General features: G+C 30.9%; 17 protein-coding genes. 10 read left to right on the top strand and 7 right to left on the bottom strand.

What is annotated here, in order from left to right:
- The first annotated feature begins 214 nt into the window (after nucleotides 1–214).
- Nucleotides 215–430 carry a hypothetical protein gene (locus V8G69_RS07195; RefSeq protein ID WP_394881152.1) on the top strand — a complete coding sequence of 72 codons (216 nt, stop codon included), beginning with the start codon at nucleotides 215–217 and terminating at the stop codon, nucleotides 428–430.
- On the opposite strand, the gene glmM is transcribed toward V8G69_RS07195, so the two are convergent.
- The 6 genes from glmM to V8G69_RS07165 form a co-directional block, all read right to left on the bottom strand.
- A complete protein-coding gene (gene glmM / locus V8G69_RS07190; protein WP_394881151.1) occupies nucleotides 420–1802 on the bottom strand; it encodes a phosphoglucosamine mutase in 1383 nt (460 codons plus the stop codon). The two genes, V8G69_RS07195 and glmM, sit on opposite strands and share 11 nt — an antisense overlap.
- 174 nt (nucleotides 1803–1976) lie before the next feature.
- Nucleotides 1977–3905, bottom strand: coding sequence for a glucosamine-6-phosphate deaminase (nagB, locus tag V8G69_RS07185; RefSeq protein WP_394881150.1), 1929 nt, complete (start codon nucleotides 3903–3905; stop codon nucleotides 1977–1979).
- 45 nt (nucleotides 3906–3950) lie between these two features.
- Entirely contained in the window at nucleotides 3951–5261 is a 1311-nt protein-coding gene (locus V8G69_RS07180) for a sugar MFS transporter (protein ID WP_394881149.1), read from the bottom strand.
- Nucleotides 5262–5286: 25 nt separating this feature from the next.
- Entirely contained in the window at nucleotides 5287–6213 is a 927-nt protein-coding gene (locus V8G69_RS07175) for an SDR family oxidoreductase (RefSeq protein WP_394881148.1), read from the bottom strand.
- Nucleotides 6214–6267: 54 nt separating this feature from the next.
- Nucleotides 6268–7887 (bottom strand): glycoside hydrolase family 31 protein, encoded by a 1620-nt coding sequence (locus V8G69_RS07170; RefSeq protein ID WP_394881147.1) that lies wholly within the window; start codon nucleotides 7885–7887, stop codon nucleotides 6268–6270.
- A gap of 27 nt (nucleotides 7888–7914) precedes the next feature.
- Entirely contained in the window at nucleotides 7915–8823 is a 909-nt protein-coding gene (locus V8G69_RS07165; RefSeq protein ID WP_394881146.1) for a sugar phosphate nucleotidyltransferase, read from the bottom strand.
- 899 nt (nucleotides 8824–9722) lie between these two features.
- Between V8G69_RS07165 and V8G69_RS07160 the strand changes: the two genes are divergently transcribed.
- From V8G69_RS07160 to V8G69_RS07145, 4 genes are all read left to right on the top strand, one after another.
- Nucleotides 9723–11018 carry a phage integrase SAM-like domain-containing protein gene (locus V8G69_RS07160; protein WP_394881145.1) on the top strand — a complete coding sequence of 432 codons (1296 nt, stop codon included), beginning with the start codon at nucleotides 9723–9725 and terminating at the stop codon, nucleotides 11016–11018.
- Nucleotides 11018–11890, top strand: coding sequence for a hypothetical protein (locus V8G69_RS07155; protein WP_394881144.1), 873 nt, complete (start codon nucleotides 11018–11020; stop codon nucleotides 11888–11890). The genes V8G69_RS07160 and V8G69_RS07155 overlap by 1 nt, the downstream gene beginning before the upstream one ends.
- 100 nt (nucleotides 11891–11990) lie before the next feature.
- On the top strand, nucleotides 11991–12275 hold the full coding sequence (locus tag V8G69_RS07150; RefSeq protein WP_394881143.1) for a helix-turn-helix transcriptional regulator: 285 nt from the start codon (nucleotides 11991–11993) through the stop codon (nucleotides 12273–12275).
- 5 nt (nucleotides 12276–12280) lie between these two features.
- A complete protein-coding gene (locus V8G69_RS07145) occupies nucleotides 12281–13720 on the top strand; it encodes a hypothetical protein (protein ID WP_394881142.1) in 1440 nt (479 codons plus the stop codon).
- A 495-nt stretch (nucleotides 13721–14215) separates the two neighbouring features.
- On the opposite strand, the gene V8G69_RS07140 is transcribed toward V8G69_RS07145, so the two are convergent.
- Nucleotides 14216–14614, bottom strand: coding sequence for a hypothetical protein (locus V8G69_RS07140; RefSeq protein WP_394881141.1), 399 nt, complete (start codon nucleotides 14612–14614; stop codon nucleotides 14216–14218).
- Between the two features lie 93 nt (nucleotides 14615–14707).
- Between V8G69_RS07140 and V8G69_RS07135 the strand changes: the two genes are divergently transcribed.
- The 5 genes from V8G69_RS07135 (at nucleotide 14708) to V8G69_RS07115 (ending at nucleotide 21127) form a co-directional block, all read left to right on the top strand.
- Nucleotides 14708–14950 (top strand): helix-turn-helix domain-containing protein, encoded by a 243-nt coding sequence (locus V8G69_RS07135; RefSeq protein ID WP_394881140.1) that lies wholly within the window; start codon nucleotides 14708–14710, stop codon nucleotides 14948–14950.
- 122 nt (nucleotides 14951–15072) lie between these two features.
- On the top strand, nucleotides 15073–16143 hold the full coding sequence (locus tag V8G69_RS07130; RefSeq protein WP_394881139.1) for a ComEC/Rec2 family competence protein: 1071 nt from the start codon (nucleotides 15073–15075) through the stop codon (nucleotides 16141–16143).
- 2 nt (nucleotides 16144–16145) lie between these two features.
- Nucleotides 16146–17489, top strand: a complete 1344-nt coding sequence (locus V8G69_RS07125; protein WP_394881138.1) for an ABC-three component system protein — start codon at nucleotides 16146–16148, stop codon at nucleotides 17487–17489.
- Nucleotides 17473–18006, top strand: coding sequence for an ABC-three component system middle component 1 (locus tag V8G69_RS07120; RefSeq protein WP_394881137.1), 534 nt, complete (start codon nucleotides 17473–17475; stop codon nucleotides 18004–18006). Before V8G69_RS07125 ends, V8G69_RS07120 begins: the two co-directional genes overlap by 17 nt.
- The gene (locus V8G69_RS07115) at nucleotides 17996–21127 is read left to right on the top strand and encodes a hypothetical protein (RefSeq protein ID WP_394881136.1); all 3132 of its coding nucleotides are present in this window, start codon (nucleotides 17996–17998) and stop codon (nucleotides 21125–21127) included. The genes V8G69_RS07120 and V8G69_RS07115 overlap by 11 nt, the downstream gene beginning before the upstream one ends.
- Nucleotides 21128–21152 lie beyond the last annotated feature (25 nt).

The raw sequence follows: 21152 nt of genomic DNA, 5'->3' as shown, positions 1-21152 counted from the left end.
ATTGGAGTTTAATATAAAAAAGTATTGTTTATATATTTAAACTTTAGGTTAATTTCTTACAACTTTTGAGGCAGGTAAATTATTGATTTTAAAGTTCATTTCAAGCTAAATTTAAAGCTACAAAATATGCTGAAATCAAAGAATCTTTAAAAGATAAAATGCCTTTTGAAAGATTATATGATGACAGGTTTGATAATTTCAAAAAATTTATTAATTGGTTAAGTGGGAATTTACTCTTTATATGCAAGATGACCATGATGGACTAGTGGTATTTTTTCCTTCCGGTTGGTTCTCTATAAAAGAATTATTTTCAAAAAATGATTTTGTAAAATTTAGTATAAAGACAAGAAGTAAATCTATAGCTGTTGGAAACCAAATTAATGATATTATTGAAGTTATTTTAAAACCAATATGCCTTCTTAAAAAATAGTTTTTATTTCTTCAATAAATCTTTCTGCTAAATCATCAGCTTTTTTTTGTGATGTACTTTCGGTATAAATTCTAATAATGGGTTCTGTGTTAGATTTTCTTAAGTGCACCCATTCACATTCAAAATCAATTTTTATACCGTCAATTTTTGATATATTTTCATTACGATAAGCTAAAGCTATTTTTTCTAAAATAGTATCAACGTTAATATTTGGAGTTAATTCAATTTTATTTTTACTCATAAAATAGTGTGGGTAACTCTCTCTTAATTGCTTGCATGATAACTTTGAATTTGCTAGGAGTGACAAAAACAAACCAACCCCAACCAATGAGTCCCTTCCATAATGTGATTCCGGATAGATAATTCCTCCGTTTCCTTCACCTCCAATTATTGCATTGGTTTGCTTCATTAAAGTTACCACATTAACTTCTCCGACAGCACTAGCTTGGTAGCTACCTCCGTGTTTTTCGGTTATATCTTTTAAAGTTCTTGATGATGATAAATTTGAAACTGTATTTCCTTTGGTTTTTCCTAACACATAATCGGCACAAGCAACCAATGTGTACTCTTCTCCAAACATAGAACCGTCTTCGCAGACTAACGCAAGTCTGTCCACATCTGGATCTACTACAATGCCTAAATCGGCTTGCTCTTTAACAACTAAATTTGAAATATCTGTTAAATGCTCTTTTAAGGGCTCTGGGTTATGAGGGAATTGCCCATTTGGCTCGCAATAAAGTTTAATGCATTCAACACCCAATTTTTCCAATAATGAAGGTATAGCTATACCTCCAGTTGAATTAACGGCATCGACAATAATTTTAAATTTTGCTTTTTTTATTGCTTTAATATCTACTAACTTTAATTCTAAAACTTCAGAAATATGCTTGTCTATATATCCTTTTTTTTCTATATAACTCCCTAAATCATCAACTTCTGCAAATTCATAGAAGTCATTTTCTGCTATTTTTAAAATCACTTCTCCTTCATTGGCATTTAAAAACTCTCCTTTGTTATTTAAAAGTTTTAATGCATTCCATTGTTTAGGATTATGACTTGCAGTTATAATAATACCTCCATCTGCGTCTTCCAAAGGAACTGCAATTTCAACAGTTGGTGTAGTAGATAAGCCAATATCGATAACATCAATACTTAAACCTATTAATGTTTTACTCACCAAACAACTTATCATATCTCCCGAGATTCTAGCATCTCTTCCTATAACAACTTTTAAACTTACTTTATTGTTTTGCTGTTTTAACCACATTCCATATGCAGCAGCAAATTTTACAGCATCAATAGGAGTTAAATTCTCGTCGACTTTGCCTCCAATAGTGCCCCTTATTCCTGAAATAGACTTGATTAATGTCATTTGTTGTTTATTCAATTCGTTATTAAGCGATTATAGCTAAGGCTCATTTTTAATGTTCTAGTAAAAGCACTATTTTAGTTGGAGAACTACCCTCCATGCATTAACAATTTGATAATACTGTAGAGTAGTGGTCCTAACTAAAAACAAACTAACTCAAAAACTCAATATTGTTTTTTAATATATCCACCTTACAAAAGCTTCCATAGCCGCATAATGAGATAAGCCTAACTCATGATAAATATCTGCTGTTTCTTTGTTTCTATCTTCCGCTCGTTGCCAAAACTCTCTGCTGTCAGCTCCCTGGAAAACAACACCATCCTTTTGTGATTGGTGCTTAAAAATTCCTTTTCGTTTTTCCAATACTTGGTCTGGACCCATTGGCACTGCCATCTCAATCTCGTCTATGCCCCATTCCTGCCATGCGCCACGGTACAGCCACAACCAGCAGTCATGCATAAACTTTTTAGGCTTTAATCTTTTTGCTGCTTCAAAAACGGCATCTAAACACACTTTATGGGTTCCATGTGGGTCTGCCAAATCACCAGCAGCATATATCTGATGGGGCTTGATCTTCTCAATCAAATCCATGGTTATCTGGATGTCTTCCTCACCTAAAGGTCTTTTTTCTATACTGCCTGTTTCATAAAAGGGCAGTTCCATAAAATGGATTTGATTGTCAGGAACACCAATATAATGACAGGTCGATTCTGCCTCTCCCTTTCTGATCAATCCTTTGATATACCTAACTTCAGGAATGTCGATTTCACTTGACTTCTTGTTCTTGAGGAATTCCTTGGCCTTCTTATAGATGTCTATAGCTTCCTTGTTCTCTATATCAAACTTTTCATTGTAATCACACACAAAACTTGCAAACCGTAAGGCTTCATCATCCGCTACTGCAATGTTCCCCGATGTTTGGTAACCAACATGTACTTCATGCCCTTGCTCCTGCAAGCGCTTGAACGTGCCTCCCATACTGATGATGTCGTCATCTGGATGCGGGCTAAAAATAAGCACTCGTTTTCTGGCTGGTTCTGCTCGCTCTGGCCGTTTGCTGTCATCGGCATTGGGCTTGCCTCCCGGCCAACCTGTAATAGTGTTCTGTAGCTTGTTGAATATCTTGATGTTGATATCGTAGGCTGGCCCTGAATCTGCCAACAGATCGCTCATGCCGTTTTCTATATAATCGGCATCGGTAAGCATTAAAATAGGTTTGTTCAAATGGAGTGCCAGTCCCAATACTGCTTTTCTGATAAGCTTATCTGACCAAGCTACTTTCTCGACCAACCACGGTGTATTGATCCTTGTAAGTTTTGAGGATGCTGCATGATCAAGTACAAAAGTAGCATTATTGTGCTCTTGTAAAAAGGATGCCGGTACTTGGTTTGTTACGGGACCTTCAACCGATGCCTTTATGATATTGGATTTTCTTTCTCCCCAGGCCAACAGTATGACTCGTTTGGCTTCCATGATTTTTTTTACGCCTAACGTAATGGCTGTCCTTGGCGTATTATTCAATCCTGAAAAATCATGGCTCGCTGCAACCCTTGTGATATGGTCCAAGGCCACCAACCTAGTCTTTGAGTTTTGTAACGACCCAGATTCATTGAAACCTATATGGCCATTGCCCCCAATGCCAAGAATTTGTAAATCGATACCTCCCAAGGCTTCTATTTTTGCTTCATAAGAATTGCAATAATCAGCTATTTCTTCTTTTAAAAGCAAACCATCTGGCACATGGTAATTCTCTGGCAATATATCTATATGGTTGAACAACTGTTCTTTCATAAAACGCACATAGCTATTAATGGAATCTGGTTCCATGGGGTAATACTCATCTAAATTGAATGACACCACGTTTTTAAAACTTAAGCCTTCTTCTTTATGCAAACGAACCAACTCAGCGTACAGGCCCTTTGGTGAGGACCCTGTTGCCAAACCCAATATACAGGGCTGTTTCTGGGCTTGTTTGACCCTGATTAGATCTGCTATTTCCTTGGCCACTGCCTTTGAAGCTGAAGACGAGTTCTCAAAAACGACGGTTCCTATATTTTCAAATCGCTTCTCGAATCCTGTTGCTTTATCTATTCCACTTTTTAACATTGTTCTTGATTGTTTATTCTTTTACAGATTAAATTTTAATTCTCTTTATTTAGTTTTTGTCCAACTTTTGTACTTATGTCCCTTTAATGCAAAAAACAGGATGATGGCATAACAGGGAATCAATATCCAATAACTGTGTGTTGCTGCAGTTCCCATAGCTTCTGCCTTATCTATACCACTTACAATGAGTTCATGCTTTCTGGAATCTACCATGCGTCCGTATAAAGGTGGAATAATTGCCCCTCCCGAAATGGCCATGATCAATAAGGCCGATGCTGTTTTTGTAAACTTGCCCAGCCCTTCAAGGGTTAAAGGCCAAATGGCTGGCCAAACCAAAGCATTGGCTATACCCAATGCCGCCACAAATAAAACGGACGTAAACCCTGTGGTCATTAAAATACATGTACTAAAAATGATTCCCAATGCCGCACTTATTTTAAGCGCTGTTCCTTGTTTCAAATATTTAGGGATTAAAATAACCCCTAGGGTATAGGTACATACCATTGCCAAAAGGGTGAACGTTGTAAAGAATTTTGCATCTGCAGCAGAAAAGCCCAAGGAAATCCCATAGGCAATGATGGTGTCACCTGCTATAACCTCGGCACCAACATATACAAACAAGGTTAATACGCCCAGCCATAAATGTGGAAACTGAAAGATACTTGACTTTTCGGAAGCACCTCCCTTTATGTCCTTAACTTCAGCGGCTTCTACATGGGGCAATGGTGCTTTTCTTATTAAGATTCCCAAAACAAATAATACGATTGCCATTATCAGGTAAGGTAAAAAGACGCTATCGGCCATGGTATCCAAAAGCACACCTTTTTCATCTATAGAAACATGCCCAAGTTTTTCTTTTACTTCATCTATTCCCGACAACAACAATGTCCCAAAGATCAACGACCCCATAGCACCTGCCGTTTTATTGGCGATTCCCATAATGGCAATCCGTTTTGCCCCACTATCAATAGGACCCAAAATGGTAATGTATGGGTTTGCTGCTGTCTGTAACAATGTCATTCCTATGCCTTGAATGAATATTCCCGATAAAAACACCCAATAGGTCCTTGCCTCAGCAGCTGGAATAAAAATCAAGGCTCCAATAGCCATAACTATCAACCCCAAGGACATCCCTTTTCTATAACCGATCCGGTTTAATATATAAGAGGCGGGTAGTGCCATAGTCACAAAGGAAATATAGGATGCAGTAGCTACTAAGTACGATTGCGCATCTGTCAGCTCATTGATGGTCTTCATAAAGGGGATCAAGGCACCGTTGATCCAGGTGACGAAACCGAAAATAAAAAATAAGCCCGCTATGATCAGGATTGGGACTAGATTGGTTTTGCTTTTCATACTTTTAATATTATTTAGTTGATATTTAATTAGTTAGAAATTTGTTAGTATAAAACTCAATGGTTTCATTTAAAGCTTCATTTATTGAATATTGTGGCTCAAACCCTAGTTGATTGAATTTTGAAGGATCTGCTTTTGAATGCCTTATATCTCCAGGCCTCTCTTCTAAAAATTGAATTTCTGATCTGGAATTGGTTATTTCTATAATTCTCTCTGCCATTTCCAAAATAGAAGTACTGTGCCCTAAAGCCACGTTATAGGTTTCATTTCCTTTTTTTGATGCTAATATGTTGGCTCTTACCACATCTTTCACATAAACAAAATCTCTAGTTTGCAAGCCATCTCCATAAATCGTAATGGGTTCATTTTTAAGAGCTTTATTTATGAAAATTGGCACAGCCGCAGCATAAGCCGATTTTGGGCTTTGTCGAGGCCCAAACACATTAAAATATCTTAATGAAACGGTTTCTAAATGATACTGATTGTAATACATTTTTAAATAGTATTCTCCATCTAATTTGGTAATAGCATAAGGAGTCATTGGTTCAGGAAACATCGTTTCAACTTTTGGTAAAACAGGATTATCGCCATAGTTGGCCGCAGAACTTGAAAGGATCACTTTACATTTTGGGTTCTTTTTGGCAGTATCCAATAAATTAATAGTTCCCAAAACATTGATATCGATGCATTCATTAAGTTTTAAAAGTGATTCTGGGACACTAACCAAAGCTGCTAAATGAAAAATAGCATCTGTGTTTTGAACCACTTCTTGAACAAGGTCTTTATCACGAATATCTCCATTAACAAATTCAACGTTTAATCCTTCAAGGTTTTTTTCAAAGCCTGTTCTTAAATTATCTAGAACAGTCACCTGATGTCCTTCTTCAGATAAATATTCAGCAATGTGACTTCCTATAAAACCTGCACCTCCTGTTATTAAGTATTTTTTCATAGATGTGAATCTTATTAAATGGTATTTAAATTATGCTTAGCGAATATTTTCAAATTAATTAACCTTTGTGAAAAATGGAATCCTGCTAATTGGGGCATCTATTTCAATGGTTTTATTTCCTCTAACTATTTTACCATCGTCTCCTTGCCATTTACCTTTAGGTAGTATTACAGTTCGTTTATAAATTCCTTTTTCAATAACAGGGGCAACCAATATATTGTCACCAAGCATAAACTGGTCTTTTATAGTTTCGTATCCATTGTCTGGAAAAGCTAAAGCCATTGGTTTTACAATAGGATTTCCTGTTATTGAAGCTTGTTTAGCCAATTCCAGAATGACATTTCCCATTTTAGTGTGTAATTTTGCTGCCTCAAAGCACAATCTTGCATTTTCTTCAGATAGAATCCTCCAAGGCGCCACAGAGAATTGCATCATTGGCATTAAGGCATGTACTTGTGCAGACCTAACAACAAGTTCTTCATCAATAGAAGAAAGATTTATAAATGATCCGTATTCACCACCACCTATCATATCAGGGCAAGTGTAGGCATATCCCATTAAACTTTGAGACATTTGGTCGGGAATCAGTTTTTGTAAATCGGCCCAATTATGTCCTTTATCTCTTAATCTTTGAGCTAAGGGCAAACCAGCCATTTTCCATGAGGCGCGGTATTCATTCAATGGATAATTTAAACCTATTTCTGCAAAAAAGGCAGTATGATCGTTTGGTATGACCGATTTATAAGAGACAACATCATTTACATAGAAGTCGGCATCTCCTGCATCAAATTTGAATCCATCCACGCCATATTCGTTTACTAAGTGGTCCAGCCTATCTTTAAACCATTTTTTAGAATTTGGATTGCTTAAATCCAAGCATGCGCTGGCTCCGTTCCACCAACGTATAATAGCGGCTTTATTTTGGGTATTAGCCCATAATACGTTTTGTGTTTCTTGAGGGTCTAATAAAAGCATGCCTTCTTTTGCCAAATAACGAAAAACCTCAGAATCTGGACTAATGAAAGGACATACCCAAAGCATGACCTGAAATCCCATATCATGCAATTTTTTAATCATTGCTTTTGGGTCTTTAAATCTACGTGATGAAAACTCCCATACACCATAATTTTCCTGCCAATTATCATCAATCATCAATACTCCAGGTGTATAACCATTGTTGATAATACCTTGTGCATATTTTAAAATATCTTCTTCGTTTTGGTTGTATATTAACTCAATCCATGTATTATACTGAGGATGTGTAAATAATTTTTCTTCAGGGATTTTTCCGTTGGGAGGGAAGAAGTTGGTTACGGCATATTGATATGCATTTTGTAGATTATTTCCAGCTTTCCCAAAAATAATTTTACTATTTCGAGAGGTAATTTTTATATGACCATTATTAAAGGAATATTTAATTGGATTGTCGCTCCATATATATCTGCCTTTACTTGAAAGAAGAATTGGTTGAGCTTGATTCCCCACATTATTACCCCACAAATCATGCGCTACATTTGATTTAGAATCATAAGGAGTATTGTATCCTTCAGTACTTAGTCCTCCCCACCAGTATTCTCCCTTAATTATCTCTATTATTAGGGAATCTGCTTCTTGAGAAAATATATTAATTGATGTTATGAATATTAATCCTATAATAATTATTTTTTTTTTCATTTTTTGTTTTGAATTAAATTCAACGTTTTACCAAAGCTTTGACGGATAAACTTTTTTCATTTTTAATTGTTCTATTGCCCTTTGCACAATTTCTTTATCTTCTTTATAGGTGACTCCAAACCATTTGGCATCAGATTTCAAAACTTTAACACTCGCCACACTTGATTTTAATATTTCATTAACAATATTTGGAATATAAAATTCAGCCTTTAAGTTTCCTTTATTGGTTTCTAAAAATTCTTCGAATAATTGATTTCCAAACTCAAAACATTTGGGTGTGAATCCAAAAAAATTCATTGATACAATTGTATTTTCATCTATGCCAACAAATTGCCCATCATCATCTTTTCTCATTAACTTCCCATTAATTTTTTCTATATGTGTACGTTCTTTAACATCAGTTAAATATCCTTCGTCACTAACTTGACACTCACCTCTAGACACATAGCCATAATCTGAAACCGTGTTCTTTAAAGTATAAGCCATCGTACTAAAATTATAAGATTCCTTTTCTGTCTTCATCAAGTATTTGGCCATTGTCTCAAAAGCCTCCGCTCCATAAAAATCGTCGGCATTTATTATGGCAAAATTTTCCTTTACGGCATCTTTGGCCATTAACAAGGCATGTCCAGTTCCCCAAGGCTTTGTCCTGTTAGGATTTATAAATTTCTTAGGAACATTTTCAAGTTCTTGGTACACATAATCCACTTCCGCTTTTCCTTCTAACTTTTTATTAAAAACCTCTTTGAATTCCTTTTCAAATTTTTTTCTAATAATAAAAACAATCTTACCAAATCCTGATCGAATAGCATCGTAAAGTGAAAAATCTATTATGGTATCTCCTTCTTTTGTGAAAGTATCTATTTGTTTTAAACTGCCGTAACGACTTCCCATACCGGCCGCTAATATAACTAGGGTTGGTTTTTTTTCTCTCATTGTTATTCTATTTTAATATATATTTAATATATCTGTAAATCAATTACTTAAATCAGTTTTACAATACATAAAATATTTGAATGAAAACAAATCTACATATTATTTAATCAACAAAAAAGAAAAACCAAATAAAATGTGCTCGAACACATTAAAATATTGTTATCGAGCACATTTTTTTATACTTTTAGTTTTTTGACGTATGATGATAATTTAAATTGATGAACAGGGTTTAAATTTGATTAACGGTTAGTGCACAAAATTTTTTTTTAAAAACCCCATAGATAATAAAATAATTGAAAAATTACCTAGAAAAGTTCGTAATATTTAAGAAAATATGTAATACGATTTTTAACTGTTTTTTGCAGGGATATTTATTGATTTGACTGGGATTTTTTATAAATAACTTGATTTATGTGGCCGTGGTCCCCAACCATAAAAACTTCAAAATTCTTTTAGTTCTCGTAATAATTAATTTACTAAATTTCATTAAATATTTAATAATCTGAAAACTAAAAAGCGCATACGTTTTTTGCAAACAGATATTTATAACCAAATGGGTGAGTAAATTTAGATTATGATTTACTCACCGAATCACTCACTTTTTATCTATAATTAATTGATATTTTTTGAAATTGAATAAAATCAAAAACCCCTATAAACACTATGTTCATAGGGGTTAATTAATTTGTAGTCTTTTTTCGTACTCAAGGTGGTAGTATAATGATGCAATATTAAAACAATTTATTTCTTCATATTTTGCGGTAATTCGCAATGTTTGTGTAATAAGTATAGTGTTTATAGGTGTTTTAGGTTGTTGTGATAAATTGTATAAAATTGCAATAGACTTCATTTTACCGTACAAAAAATTATATATTTGTACGGTAACTATTTTTATAAGTATGGCGACTGTTAAATTTCTATACCGTTCAACTAAAGAAAACGAACCCTTGACCGCAAGATTGTTATTTAGATATGATAAAACAGATTATGTTTTAGGAGCTAAAACCGAATTGCTAATTTATTCATTTGATGAATTATATGAAAATTCAAAACTAAGTGGGAAACTTTATTGGAAGAAGCTGCATGAGAAAAGGAACACTAAAGACATCGAGTTAGAAAATAAGCAGGCTGAAATAGGTGTTGAACTGAACAAAATAAAGAACCATGTTTTAAAAGCTTTTAATGGCACTAATATAGCAGAGATTATAAATGATAAGGATTGGTTAAAGAAGTCATTAGATATCTATTATAATCCGCAAGTAAAGACAAGGGAACTACCAAAAGAACTGATAGCTTACTTTGATTATTACTTAGATGAAAAAAAGAATAGTCTAGCCAATCAAACTGTAAAAAACTATGGGGTTATAAAAAAACTTTTAATTCGATACCAAACTAGTATAGGTTATAAAGTAAATATATCAGATGTAGATTTAAGTTTTAAAAATTCTTTTGAAAAGTATTGTCTAAAAGAAGGCTATGCAAATAATACTATATCTAGGGCAATTCATTCGGTCAAAACAATATGCTTGCATGCTAGATACAATGGACTAGATACAAGTTATCAATTAGAAAAATTAAAGCTTAAAGAGGTTAAGGTTGATAATATCTATCTGTCATTTGAAGATTTAGAAAAAATTGAAAAAGCGGAATTGAATAGTGATTATCTTGTAAACGCAAGAGATTGGCTTGTTATTAGCTGTTATGTGGGTCAAAGAGTTTCTGATTTAATGCGGTTTACTACTAGCCATATTAGAAAAGAAAACGGGAAATCTTTAATTGAATTTACCCAAAAGAAAACAGGAAAAATAATGACTGTTCCTTTGCATCCCAAAGTCATTGAAATTTTAGATAAAAGGAATGGACAATTTCCTCGTTCTATTTCAGAACAAAAATATAATAGCTACATCAAAACAGTTTGTGAAAAAGCTAAACTAAAAGAAAAAGTTAAAGGAAGTAAAAAGGTTGAAACATCTGAGGGTAGTAAAAAGTATAGAAAGGAAGAGGGTAAATACGAAAAATGGGAATTAGTTTCTTCTCATATTGGGCGTAGATCCTTTGCTACAAATTTTTATGGAAAAATACCCACTTCATATTTAATTTATGTTACAGGACACTCAACAGAGAAAATGTTTTTGAGTTATATTGGAAAAAGTAACAAGGATTTAGCAATGGAAATAACTAATTATTTTGAATAATGAAAACTTCTAAACTAGAAATAGACATAAAAGCTAAGACAGAAATTTACAATATTGGGACAGTAAACTCTACTTTATATGGTAGAGACAAAATTCGTAACATAAAAGCTTTAGTAGAAAAGGTTAATAAAGACTACCAATCAATTAGAAATAATTTTGAGAACAGTTTAACTATTGACTATTTAAAGAGTCAATGCCTTTTAATTGAAGAATTCATTCTAGAGGGTATTACTTATGCAAAATCAACAGCTCTGGAGGAAAAAAAAATTAGAGTATTGATATGGAATATAAAAAAAGCATTATCAATCCAAAAAGAATTCGAGAAAAGATTAATTGACTTAAATAAAGAAAGAGATTATGATAATGAAAATGAGATGTTTGCAGCCTTTGATTTTGAATTATATTCTGATAAACCTAATACTAGAAACTATCTTCCTAATGCACTTGAAGTAGAAAAAAGAATAATAAGAGAAACTGGATTTGAAAAAGAAAAACCTTTAAGCACCTACACCAAAGAATTAGTTAAAAAATCAGGAAGAAATAAAGCTCAAATTAAAGAAGCTAAGGCATATTTAAAAAATTTTTTCAGTGAAGAACAAAAGCTGAGATTTCTTTCTGAGTTAAAGGAGCAGTATCAGAACAGCACTCATAAAATTTTTAATCTTGTGATAAAAGTCTTAATAGACAAGGAGTATTTGCAAATGGCTGAGAGAAATGCTCTTAAAATTTCTTTTGAGAAAGCTTTAGAAAGAAGAGCACAAGCTCAACAAAATTTTAATATACAGTTTAATCAAGAATCAAAAAGCACTATAGAGTATAAAAGCATTTCAGAAAATATTCAATCTTTATTTGAAAAAAGTTTAACAAATTAATTATTTAAACAATTAGAGCAATTTTAAACAATTTAGTTAACGTGCATAAGATTTAAAACCTACATAGTTTTACTTATTATAAATTTAAAAATAAGTAAAAATGGGAACACTTCAATTTATTCAAACAACACCAGAGCAGCTTTCAGAACTAATTCAAATGGGTGTAAAAAAGGAGCTCCAAGCTTTAAAAAAGGAGCTACTTCACGAAAATGCTAACGATGAAATTTTAACAAGGGATGAGGTTTGTAAAATTTTATCAATTGACCCGAGTACTTTGTGGCATTGGCAAAATAAAAACAAGATTAAGGCTTATGGTATTTCTGGTTCAAGGAGATATTATAAGCGTAGTGAAATAATGGAGGCATTGAAATTGTTGAAAAAGTAAGTGTCATGAAAAAGAAAAGAAGACTTAAAAAAGTCTCTCAGTACAAAAAAAATCAAAAGCCAAAACATTCAGTTTTTTGGAAAACAGTCATAAAAAACAGTAAACAAACCTTTGTCTTTGACAGAGCTTTATTAAGTGATTATTTGGAGGGAAAGGGTTATAAAAAGTTAAATAATTTTGGAGAAATTCAAGTTGTCCAATTGGTTTACAACATTGTTTATATAAAAGCACCAATGGACGTTTACAATGATGTTCTAGAATATATTAAGTTGCAAAAAGATAATGTGTTACGAAGTTGTTTTATTGAACAAGGGGAGAACTTGCTAATTACAAGAAAGGCTATATTAGGTGGATTGCCTGAGATAGAATTAAATAAGTATGAAGACACAAAAAGTCTTGTTAAATTATTTTATTCAAATAAAATAGTAGCTATTAAGGCAGATAAAATAAAATTTCAATCTTACAATAAGTTCTGTAATTCTAATGACTATATATTTTCTGATCGGTTGATAAATCGTAGCTTTTTAGATTCTGACAATAAGCAATGTGATTTTGAAAGATTTCTAAGGTTATCAACAAATGGTGGAGAGCATTTTTTAGCAATTTGTACAGCTCTAGGGTATTTGATTTCTAGTTGCAAAAGCCCATCATTAACCAAAGCTGTAATTATTACGGACATTCAAAGCCAGCTTAAGAACGAAGCTTTTGGAAGGTCTGGAAAAGGTTTAATTGTTATGGCATTATCATATATTATTAATGTTGTGCAGTATAATGGAAAAGTTACAGATTTAACTAAAGATAAATTTGTTTTTCAAAATGTGAGTATAAGTACATCTTTAATTGTCTTACAGGATGTTAACAAAAGTTTTTTGTTCGAGAGTTTATTTAGTAGTCTAACAGATGTTTTAAGCATTGAAAAGAAGCATCGTGATAAAGTCACTATTCCTTACAAATACAGTCCAAAAATTGCCATTACAACTAATTACACAATTCCTCAAGAAACAGACAGTTTCAAAGACAGAAAGTATCTATTAACTCTAAACAATTTCTTCAGTGCTAATAATAAACCAGAGCAACATTTTGATAAACTATTATTTGATTGGACAGAATCAGAATGGGCAAGATTTGACAAATTCATTATCAAATGTATTCAATTGTTTTTAACTAAGGGTTTGATTCAATATGATAGCCCCGAATTAAAATTAAGAAAACTGATGAATATGACTTCCGATGAGTTTGTTGAAATTATGGATGCTGAATACAATGTGCTAAATGAATATTGGAACATTAAAGATATAGCAGTAAGATTTGAACTAAAATCTAATGACAAAAATATAAAAAGCAAGATTGTTTCAGAGTGGATGGAATTTTATGCATTGTTTAGAGGCTATAAGATTAATAGAAGAAAAAGTGGCGGAATAACTAAAATATGTTTTACTTCATGATTGAAAACGAAATTAGTTCTCTTGATTGTAGAGTAAGTAGAGTTAATTAAAATTTAAAGTGTAAAGAAAAAATTATGTATAAATATAAAAGTGATAAATAACTCTACAAACACTACATAGAAATTTGGGTTAATTTAAAGAATTATAAAAATGAAAATAAAAATATTAGACAGTAGTACAGTTCGTAATTTTGAAAAAACAATAAATAAGCATCTAAAAAACGGTTGGAAAATAAAGGGGAATGTCTTTAGAGGGATAGATTGTTTAAATGTTGTTTTATTTAAAGATTTATAGGTAATAGCAAAAAAATGTTGTTATGAACTTGTTATTTTCTTCTTATACCATTGAAATTAAACTTTTCAAGTATTTTGTTTTTTTTAAATTGAAAATTTTAAAAATATAACAAGGTTTAAAAATGTGTTATATAGTTCTAAAGTGGCGTGCGTAACATATAGCTTTATAAATATAAACCGAGCAAAGTAACTTTAATTCCTTTTAATCAATCCACTTAATTATATCAATAATATTTCCAAGGGTGTCGATTGAAACAATAACCTCTTTTCTTAAAGTACCACCAAATGCATTTTTAGCTGTAAACTTTTGCGTGACTGTTATTGTTGAGTCTTGGTCAACATAAAACACTTCTATATTTCCCATACTGTTGGGGTCATTTAGATCCCTTTTAACTAGTTGAATAAGTTTAATGTTAACCGAATTTTCACCATTACCACCAAGCAACTTACTGATTTTTTTATCTCGAATTTCTTGTTTTGTTAGAGGTTTCTCTTGTTTACTTTCACAAGTAATAGCGGCAATTGAAACTACTATTACCAATAAAAAGACTAGAAATAAACAGCCTTTTTTAATGTCTTTTGGGCTTGATTTTTTATCCATTGTATTTTTTTGATAACAAATATACAAAAAGGTTGTAAATAACAGGTTGTATACAATTGGTTAAAAACAACTGATTGTTTGCAGTTTTGGTATATGTCAAAACGTATTCGAAAAAAAGAGGTTCCTGAATTCTGCATCGAATTGGGAAAACATATAAGAACCATTAGGTTGAAAAAAGGATTAAGCATTGAAGAAATTGCTTATAAGGCGGAAATAGATAGCCAAAACCTAAGAAAATATGAATTAGGCAAACAAGAAATGAAAGTTTCAATGCTTAAAAGAATAGCCAATGCTTTTGGTATATCCACTTCAAAATTAATGTCTTTTGACGAATAATCAATTTTATTAGTAAAAAAAATCCTATATTAGAAGTTTAATAATCCTCCCTAAAGAATAATTATAGTTTTTTGAGATATTTTCGCTAATGAGCGGATTGTTTATACAACAATAGGATAATTATGATTTCAATAAAATTTCTAAAAGCAATCAATGGAGATTCTATTTTTATTTCTTTTCTAGATGATAAAGATAAGACTAGAAATATATTAATAGATGGAGGTTTAGATGGAACTTATTATGATCCATCTAATAATACCTATGGTGATTTAAGAGCTACTATCAATTCTCTAAGAAAAAAAGGAGAAAAAATTGATTTGTTAGTTTTAAGCCATATCGACAATGACCATATAAATGGTATTTTGAGATGGTTTGAGAATGATGAGAAAGCTTATGAAATTATTGAAAAGGTATGGTTCAACTCAGGCAAACTCATTGCTCAATACATTAAACAACCAGAAAATAATGACTTGAAACTAAATCTTAAGGCAAAAGATTACACAAATACTGGTGTTGTAGAAGGATTACAGTTCGAAAATTACTTGTTAGAACATAAAATTTGGGATAGAAGAATTATTGAGCAAGGCTCTTTTTCTATAATGAATGGATTAGAAATAAGAGTATTATCCCCGAACAAGAAGCAACTTATAAAGTTGCTCAAGGAATATAAAGAGAAAACAAAAGATGATGCTTATACTATAGGTGGAGCAAAAGATTGGAATATTGATTTAAAAATACTTATTGAAGAAGAAAAGGAGTCTAAATTCAACCAAGATTCAAGCCCCAAAAATGGTAGTTCTATTGCTTTACTTGTCACATATAAAGAAAATAATTTTTTATTCTTAGCAGACTCACATCCCAAACAAATTGTGAATGCTTTAAAAAAATTAGGCTATACTAAAGAAAATCCGTTAGAGCTTGAATTATTTCAAATTTCTCACCACGGAAGCAAGGCTAACAATAATAAAGAGCTATTTGAAATTACCAAAACAGAAAATTATGTTATAAGCACGAATAGTTTAACTCATAATCATCCACATAAAAGAACATTGGCAAGAATAATTTCAGTAAATCCAAAAGCAACATTTAATTTTAACTATGAATATGTTTTGGATAATATTTTCACGAATAATGATTTTAAAGAGTTCACTGAATTTAAAGCCAAACCAATTTCAGTTTATACAGTTGAATAAAAATGGGTCAAGATAAATTAAAACTATATTCTGTTAAGGTAGAGGAAGGTAGTGGTTGTTTTTTTCAACCAATGACGGATAAATATACTTACATACTTACAGCAAAACATTTGTTTTATGAAGTAAATGATCAAGGTAAGATAACAAATGAATATGAAGATGGACGAGAAATAGAAATTTTAAAACACCAAAAAAATCATGATGGTTGGGAATTACAAAAAATACCTTTTGTAATAGAAAAAGGCGTTAATTACTTCCCTCATAAAGATGCAGATGTTGCCATTTTAAAGATTGAATATGAGCCATATTTCAATTCCATTTTTGTAAAAAATACCGAGAATGATATGGTTGGTTTTCAATTATGCGGATTTCCAGTTTCCAAAAAAAACAATTTAGATGCTGAAAAATATGGAAACCAAAATATATATGGATTTGGAGCTACTGGTCAATATTGTAAAGGAGCTCAATTATTTGGCACACTTCAACAAAGTGATATTGAGGGGTACTCAGGTTGTGGAATTTTAAAGATAATCAATGAAAATATTTATATAGCGGGTATTCAAAGTAAAATGGCAAGTAACTATATTAATCAAGCTGGTCAGATTGGTTTTGTACAGATAGCATATTTTGATGGTATTGTTGATGAGTATGAGGAACAGCTAGAAAAATTGTTTCCAGATTACATGGGTAATTTTTCTTTCTTAGAGGATGAGGCATTTAAATTAGAAGTTGATGCACTTGATGAAGAAAGAATTGCATCTACTAGAACAATGTTAAAAAATAAAGCCTTAGATATTATCAAATCAGATATTACACCATATGGAATTAAAATGTTATTTAATGAAAGAATTCTGCTTAATGACCAGTATTCAGAACACCTGTCGGTTAAAAATGTTTGGATTTCTTGGCTTGAGTTCTTGACTATAATGAATATTGCAAAAGGTTACAATGTAAATAAAGAGATGCTTTCAGAAATATTTAATACTGTTCGTTTGAAATATTCAAACGAAGATGACTGGACTAAATTATTATCAACAGATTTATTAAACTCTGATTATAAAGGGTTAAAGCCCGATTCTACCGTGATTGTATCTACTAACAAACCTCCAATTGGAAATTTAATTTTGAAAAAAGAGACGATATTAAGTCACATAGGTATTGTTCCTAAAAAAGGATTGCGAATTGATAATGGCGTAAAGAGTCCATATGAAGATTTTGATTTTGTCCACTTAGAGTTTTTTAAAAAAGGATGTATTGCTGATCAACTAGAGCAATATGATAAAATTAATGATGAAAATAAGTTGCTACAAATTTTAAAACAGCAGTATAATGAGTTATTCAGTTGAAGATACAATTAAGATTTTAGAAGGTAAATTTCAAAACATTAAGTTCAATTTTAAAGAATTTGAATTTGGTGGCTATATTCCTATTTTTTTTATTTCCCCAAAAGATTCAAAAAGTTTAGAAAAATATTGGGTTGAAATTTCAAATACAATAGCTATTGATTACCAAGCAAGATTGCAAGATGAATTTAGGGCATGGAACATTTATCTCTTTTTTATAACAAATTTTCCTATAAAAAAAGAATTAAAGTATAAAATTGAAAATGATACATTCTCTAGCAGAAAAATAGTTGTTGAAAATAATGTCGACGAAAATTTGATGATAAATGAGCATATTATTAATATAATAACTGTTTCTAATAATCAAAATGAGGTCAGAGATAAAAAATTTACTCCTAACAAAATATTAAACACTTCATTAAAAGACAAAATATTAAAAAAAGAAAGAGTTACCAAAACAGCAGGTGAAGCATATCAAGAGCTTTTAGAAGAATTAAAAACGAGTGAGAATGAAATTTAAACAAGTAGAGGTTTCAGCCTTTAGAATATATAATAAGCCAGAAGACGCAACATTTGATTTTACCACAAATGGTGATGATGTAGCAAATTTTGTTTCTCTTTACGCCCCCAACGGATTTGGAAAAACATCATTTTATGATGCTATTGAGTGGGGTATTACCAACAATGTTCAAAGATTTTGGACAAACAAGAATACTCTTGAGTCGATTGATGCATTAAGGGCATCAATAAATGGACAAGTAAAGTTACTGAGAAATACCAACTCAAATAGAAATACAGAAACCTTTGTAAAGATTACAACTGATAAAGTAGAACTCGAACCAAGATATCTTAGAGTGCATGGTTCGAGGAAAACAGATATTAATTGGAGCAGCGAAATTGAAAGCTCAAGTTTTCGACAAGTCATTTTATCACAGGAGTGGATTTCTGCTTTTTTAAAGGAGGTTAATGGAGAAAGAAGATATCAATTATTTATGCAAAATCCCGATTTGGTAGAAATTGACAATTACTTTAAAGGAGTTAAAGCTCTATGTGGAGAAAATGAGAAAAAGATTCAGTCTATTAAGAAAGAAATAGATGACATAAAACATCTCATACAACCCGAAAGTGATTTTAATCCACTTGAAACAATTAATGGTGAAATAAACAGTATAAATAAAGAATTGTTAGATAAAGAGCCGCTTCAATTAATTACTCTTAATCTGACTAGAGAACAACTAAAAGAATTTAAAGATTTTGTTTCAGAAAAAATAATTGATTATAGTAGGGAATCATCTATCCAAGAAAGACTATCTCAAATTAAAACAGCAAAAATTGGGAGTGACTCAATTATAGGAGCTGATCGATTTTATGCCTTAAATAAAGATTTGAAAGGCATAAATGAAAAGCTTAATGAAATCAGTGCAAATCTCAATAAATTTAGAGAAATAGAAAAAAAACGTACAGAGATTGAGAATCTTAAAAAGAATCTTATAGAATCAAATAAGCAAGAGCTAGAACACACAGATATTTTAAACGATTATGATTATTACAATTCTCGAAAAGAAGCTCATGAAAAAAAAATAAATACACTCAATTCTTTAGAGAAAGAACAATTGGAGAATAACAGACAAGTTGAAAAACTAACTAGAGAAGAATCAGTTATTTCAAATCTAAATGAAAGTCTAATTAAACAAAAACTTGAAATAGAAAAACTGGTAAATGAACTTCCTAAAATAAAAGACAGAAAACTTTACTTGAAAGAAGAGCTTGAAAAACAAAATAAGTTCATAGATGAAAATAAACTAGAGATTATAAAAAAGGATTCTAAAATAAACTCGTTAAATGATGAAATAAAAGAACTTGAACAAGTAAAAAAAGAAACTAAAAATAATGATTATTCTTTGATGCAACTTAATGAAAATTTAGAATTAATTAGGTTAGTTGAGTCTCTTGAAAAGTTAAATGAAAGAAAGCATGAATTAAATAAAGAAGTTAGGGATTTAGACGAGACGATAAAACATCAAAGATCATTCAACTCCACACTTGAAGAGTTTATTAAATCGGGGCTTACAATAGCTAACAATTTACAAAAATCAACTTGTCCATTGTGTGAATACCAATATAACTCTTATAGAGAATTAGCTGATAGTATTTCAAAAAATAAAGCTTTGAATTTAACGCTTCAGGAACTTTTATCTCGGAAGAATAAACTGAATGAAAATATTGAAAATAACACAAAGGAAATCAATAAAGGTATTAATAAATTAATAATCTTTTATAATGAAAAAATTGATGTATTAGTTAAGGAAAGAAAAAATATTGAAGAACAAAAAGAATTGCTGAATAAATCTGGAAAAGAACTAACCACAACATTAGAAAAATTAAAAGAAGAAGAAAGGGAAGTTAGTGTTAAACTCAATGGATTGACTGTTGATGAATTTAAGTTACAGCTTGACACTTTAAAATTAAAAAACACTAAAGACTTAGATGAAGTAAATAAGAATTTGTCTGAAGTGAAGAAGAATCTTATAGTCGTTAACGAGAAACATAAAAATATCAATTCTCAAATAGAATTAATAGGGAAAGAGAGTAAGTATCTTGAAGATGACAAAAAGTATTTGAAAATTTCTAATTGGTTGGTTCAAAATTTAACCTCAAACGATAAATCAAAAATCGGACTTGAGAATAAAATTCAGCAAATATCATCTAAGATAAAAGAGATAAAAGATGAAATATCTAAGAGTGAAAACTTAATTCAAAAGTATCAAAAAGAATTAAGCCAATTAACGCAAGAAAAATTAGTAAAAAGTGAGACTGACTTTCAAAATAGTAAAAGAAGTATTGAACTAAAAATTGAAGAATATGCCTATTTTTTAAAGGATAAATTTGATGTAGACATTTTTAATTTTGATAATAAATCTTTGAATCAGTTTTTAAATGAGAAAGAGACCAACTTAAAATTTGAGCTACAAAAATGTACTGCATTAAAAGAAAGTTTCTCCAAATTAGAAAAGTATGCTGAAAACATATATCCCTTTTTACAGTCGGAAATAGCAAAAGAAGGATTGATAAAAAAAGAGAAAGAGTTAAGTTTTATAGAAAAAAAGGTCACTCCTTTTTTAATTAATGAAAAAAGGAAAACAAAAGAAGAAATAGATGAACGGATTAGAGATTTTTTCTATGAGAATTTGACAAACGAAATTTATAGAAAAATAGACCCTCACCCTGATTTTAAAGAAGTGCAATTTAAGGCAGATTTTGAGTCTAATAGCCCAAGATTAGATGTCTTTGTTACTGACTTGAGCAATAAGACAAATTTGATTCCAAACTTATATTTTAGTACTGCTCAAGTTAATATTCTCAGTTTAAGTATTTTCTTAGCTTCTGCGCTAAATTCGAAGGAATATGATTGCATATTTATTGACGACCCTATTCAATCTATGGATAGTATAAATGTTCTGTCAACTATTGATTTATTAAGAGGCATCATAGTTAACCAAAATAAACAAATCATTCTTTCAACTCATGATGAAAACTTCTTCAATCTTTTAAAGAAAAAGATTCCTAATAACATTTATAAATCTAAATTTTTAGAATTAGAATCTTTTGGGAAATTAAGAAAAGGAAATAGTAAAAATTAAATAGTATAGACATATCTAATTAAAA

Source organism: Gaetbulibacter sp. M235 (assembly GCF_043876835.1).
Taxonomy (GTDB): domain Bacteria; phylum Bacteroidota; class Bacteroidia; order Flavobacteriales; family Flavobacteriaceae; genus Yeosuana.
Note: the sequence above shows the minus strand (reverse complement) of the source record. Positions and strands in the feature narration are given on the sequence as shown.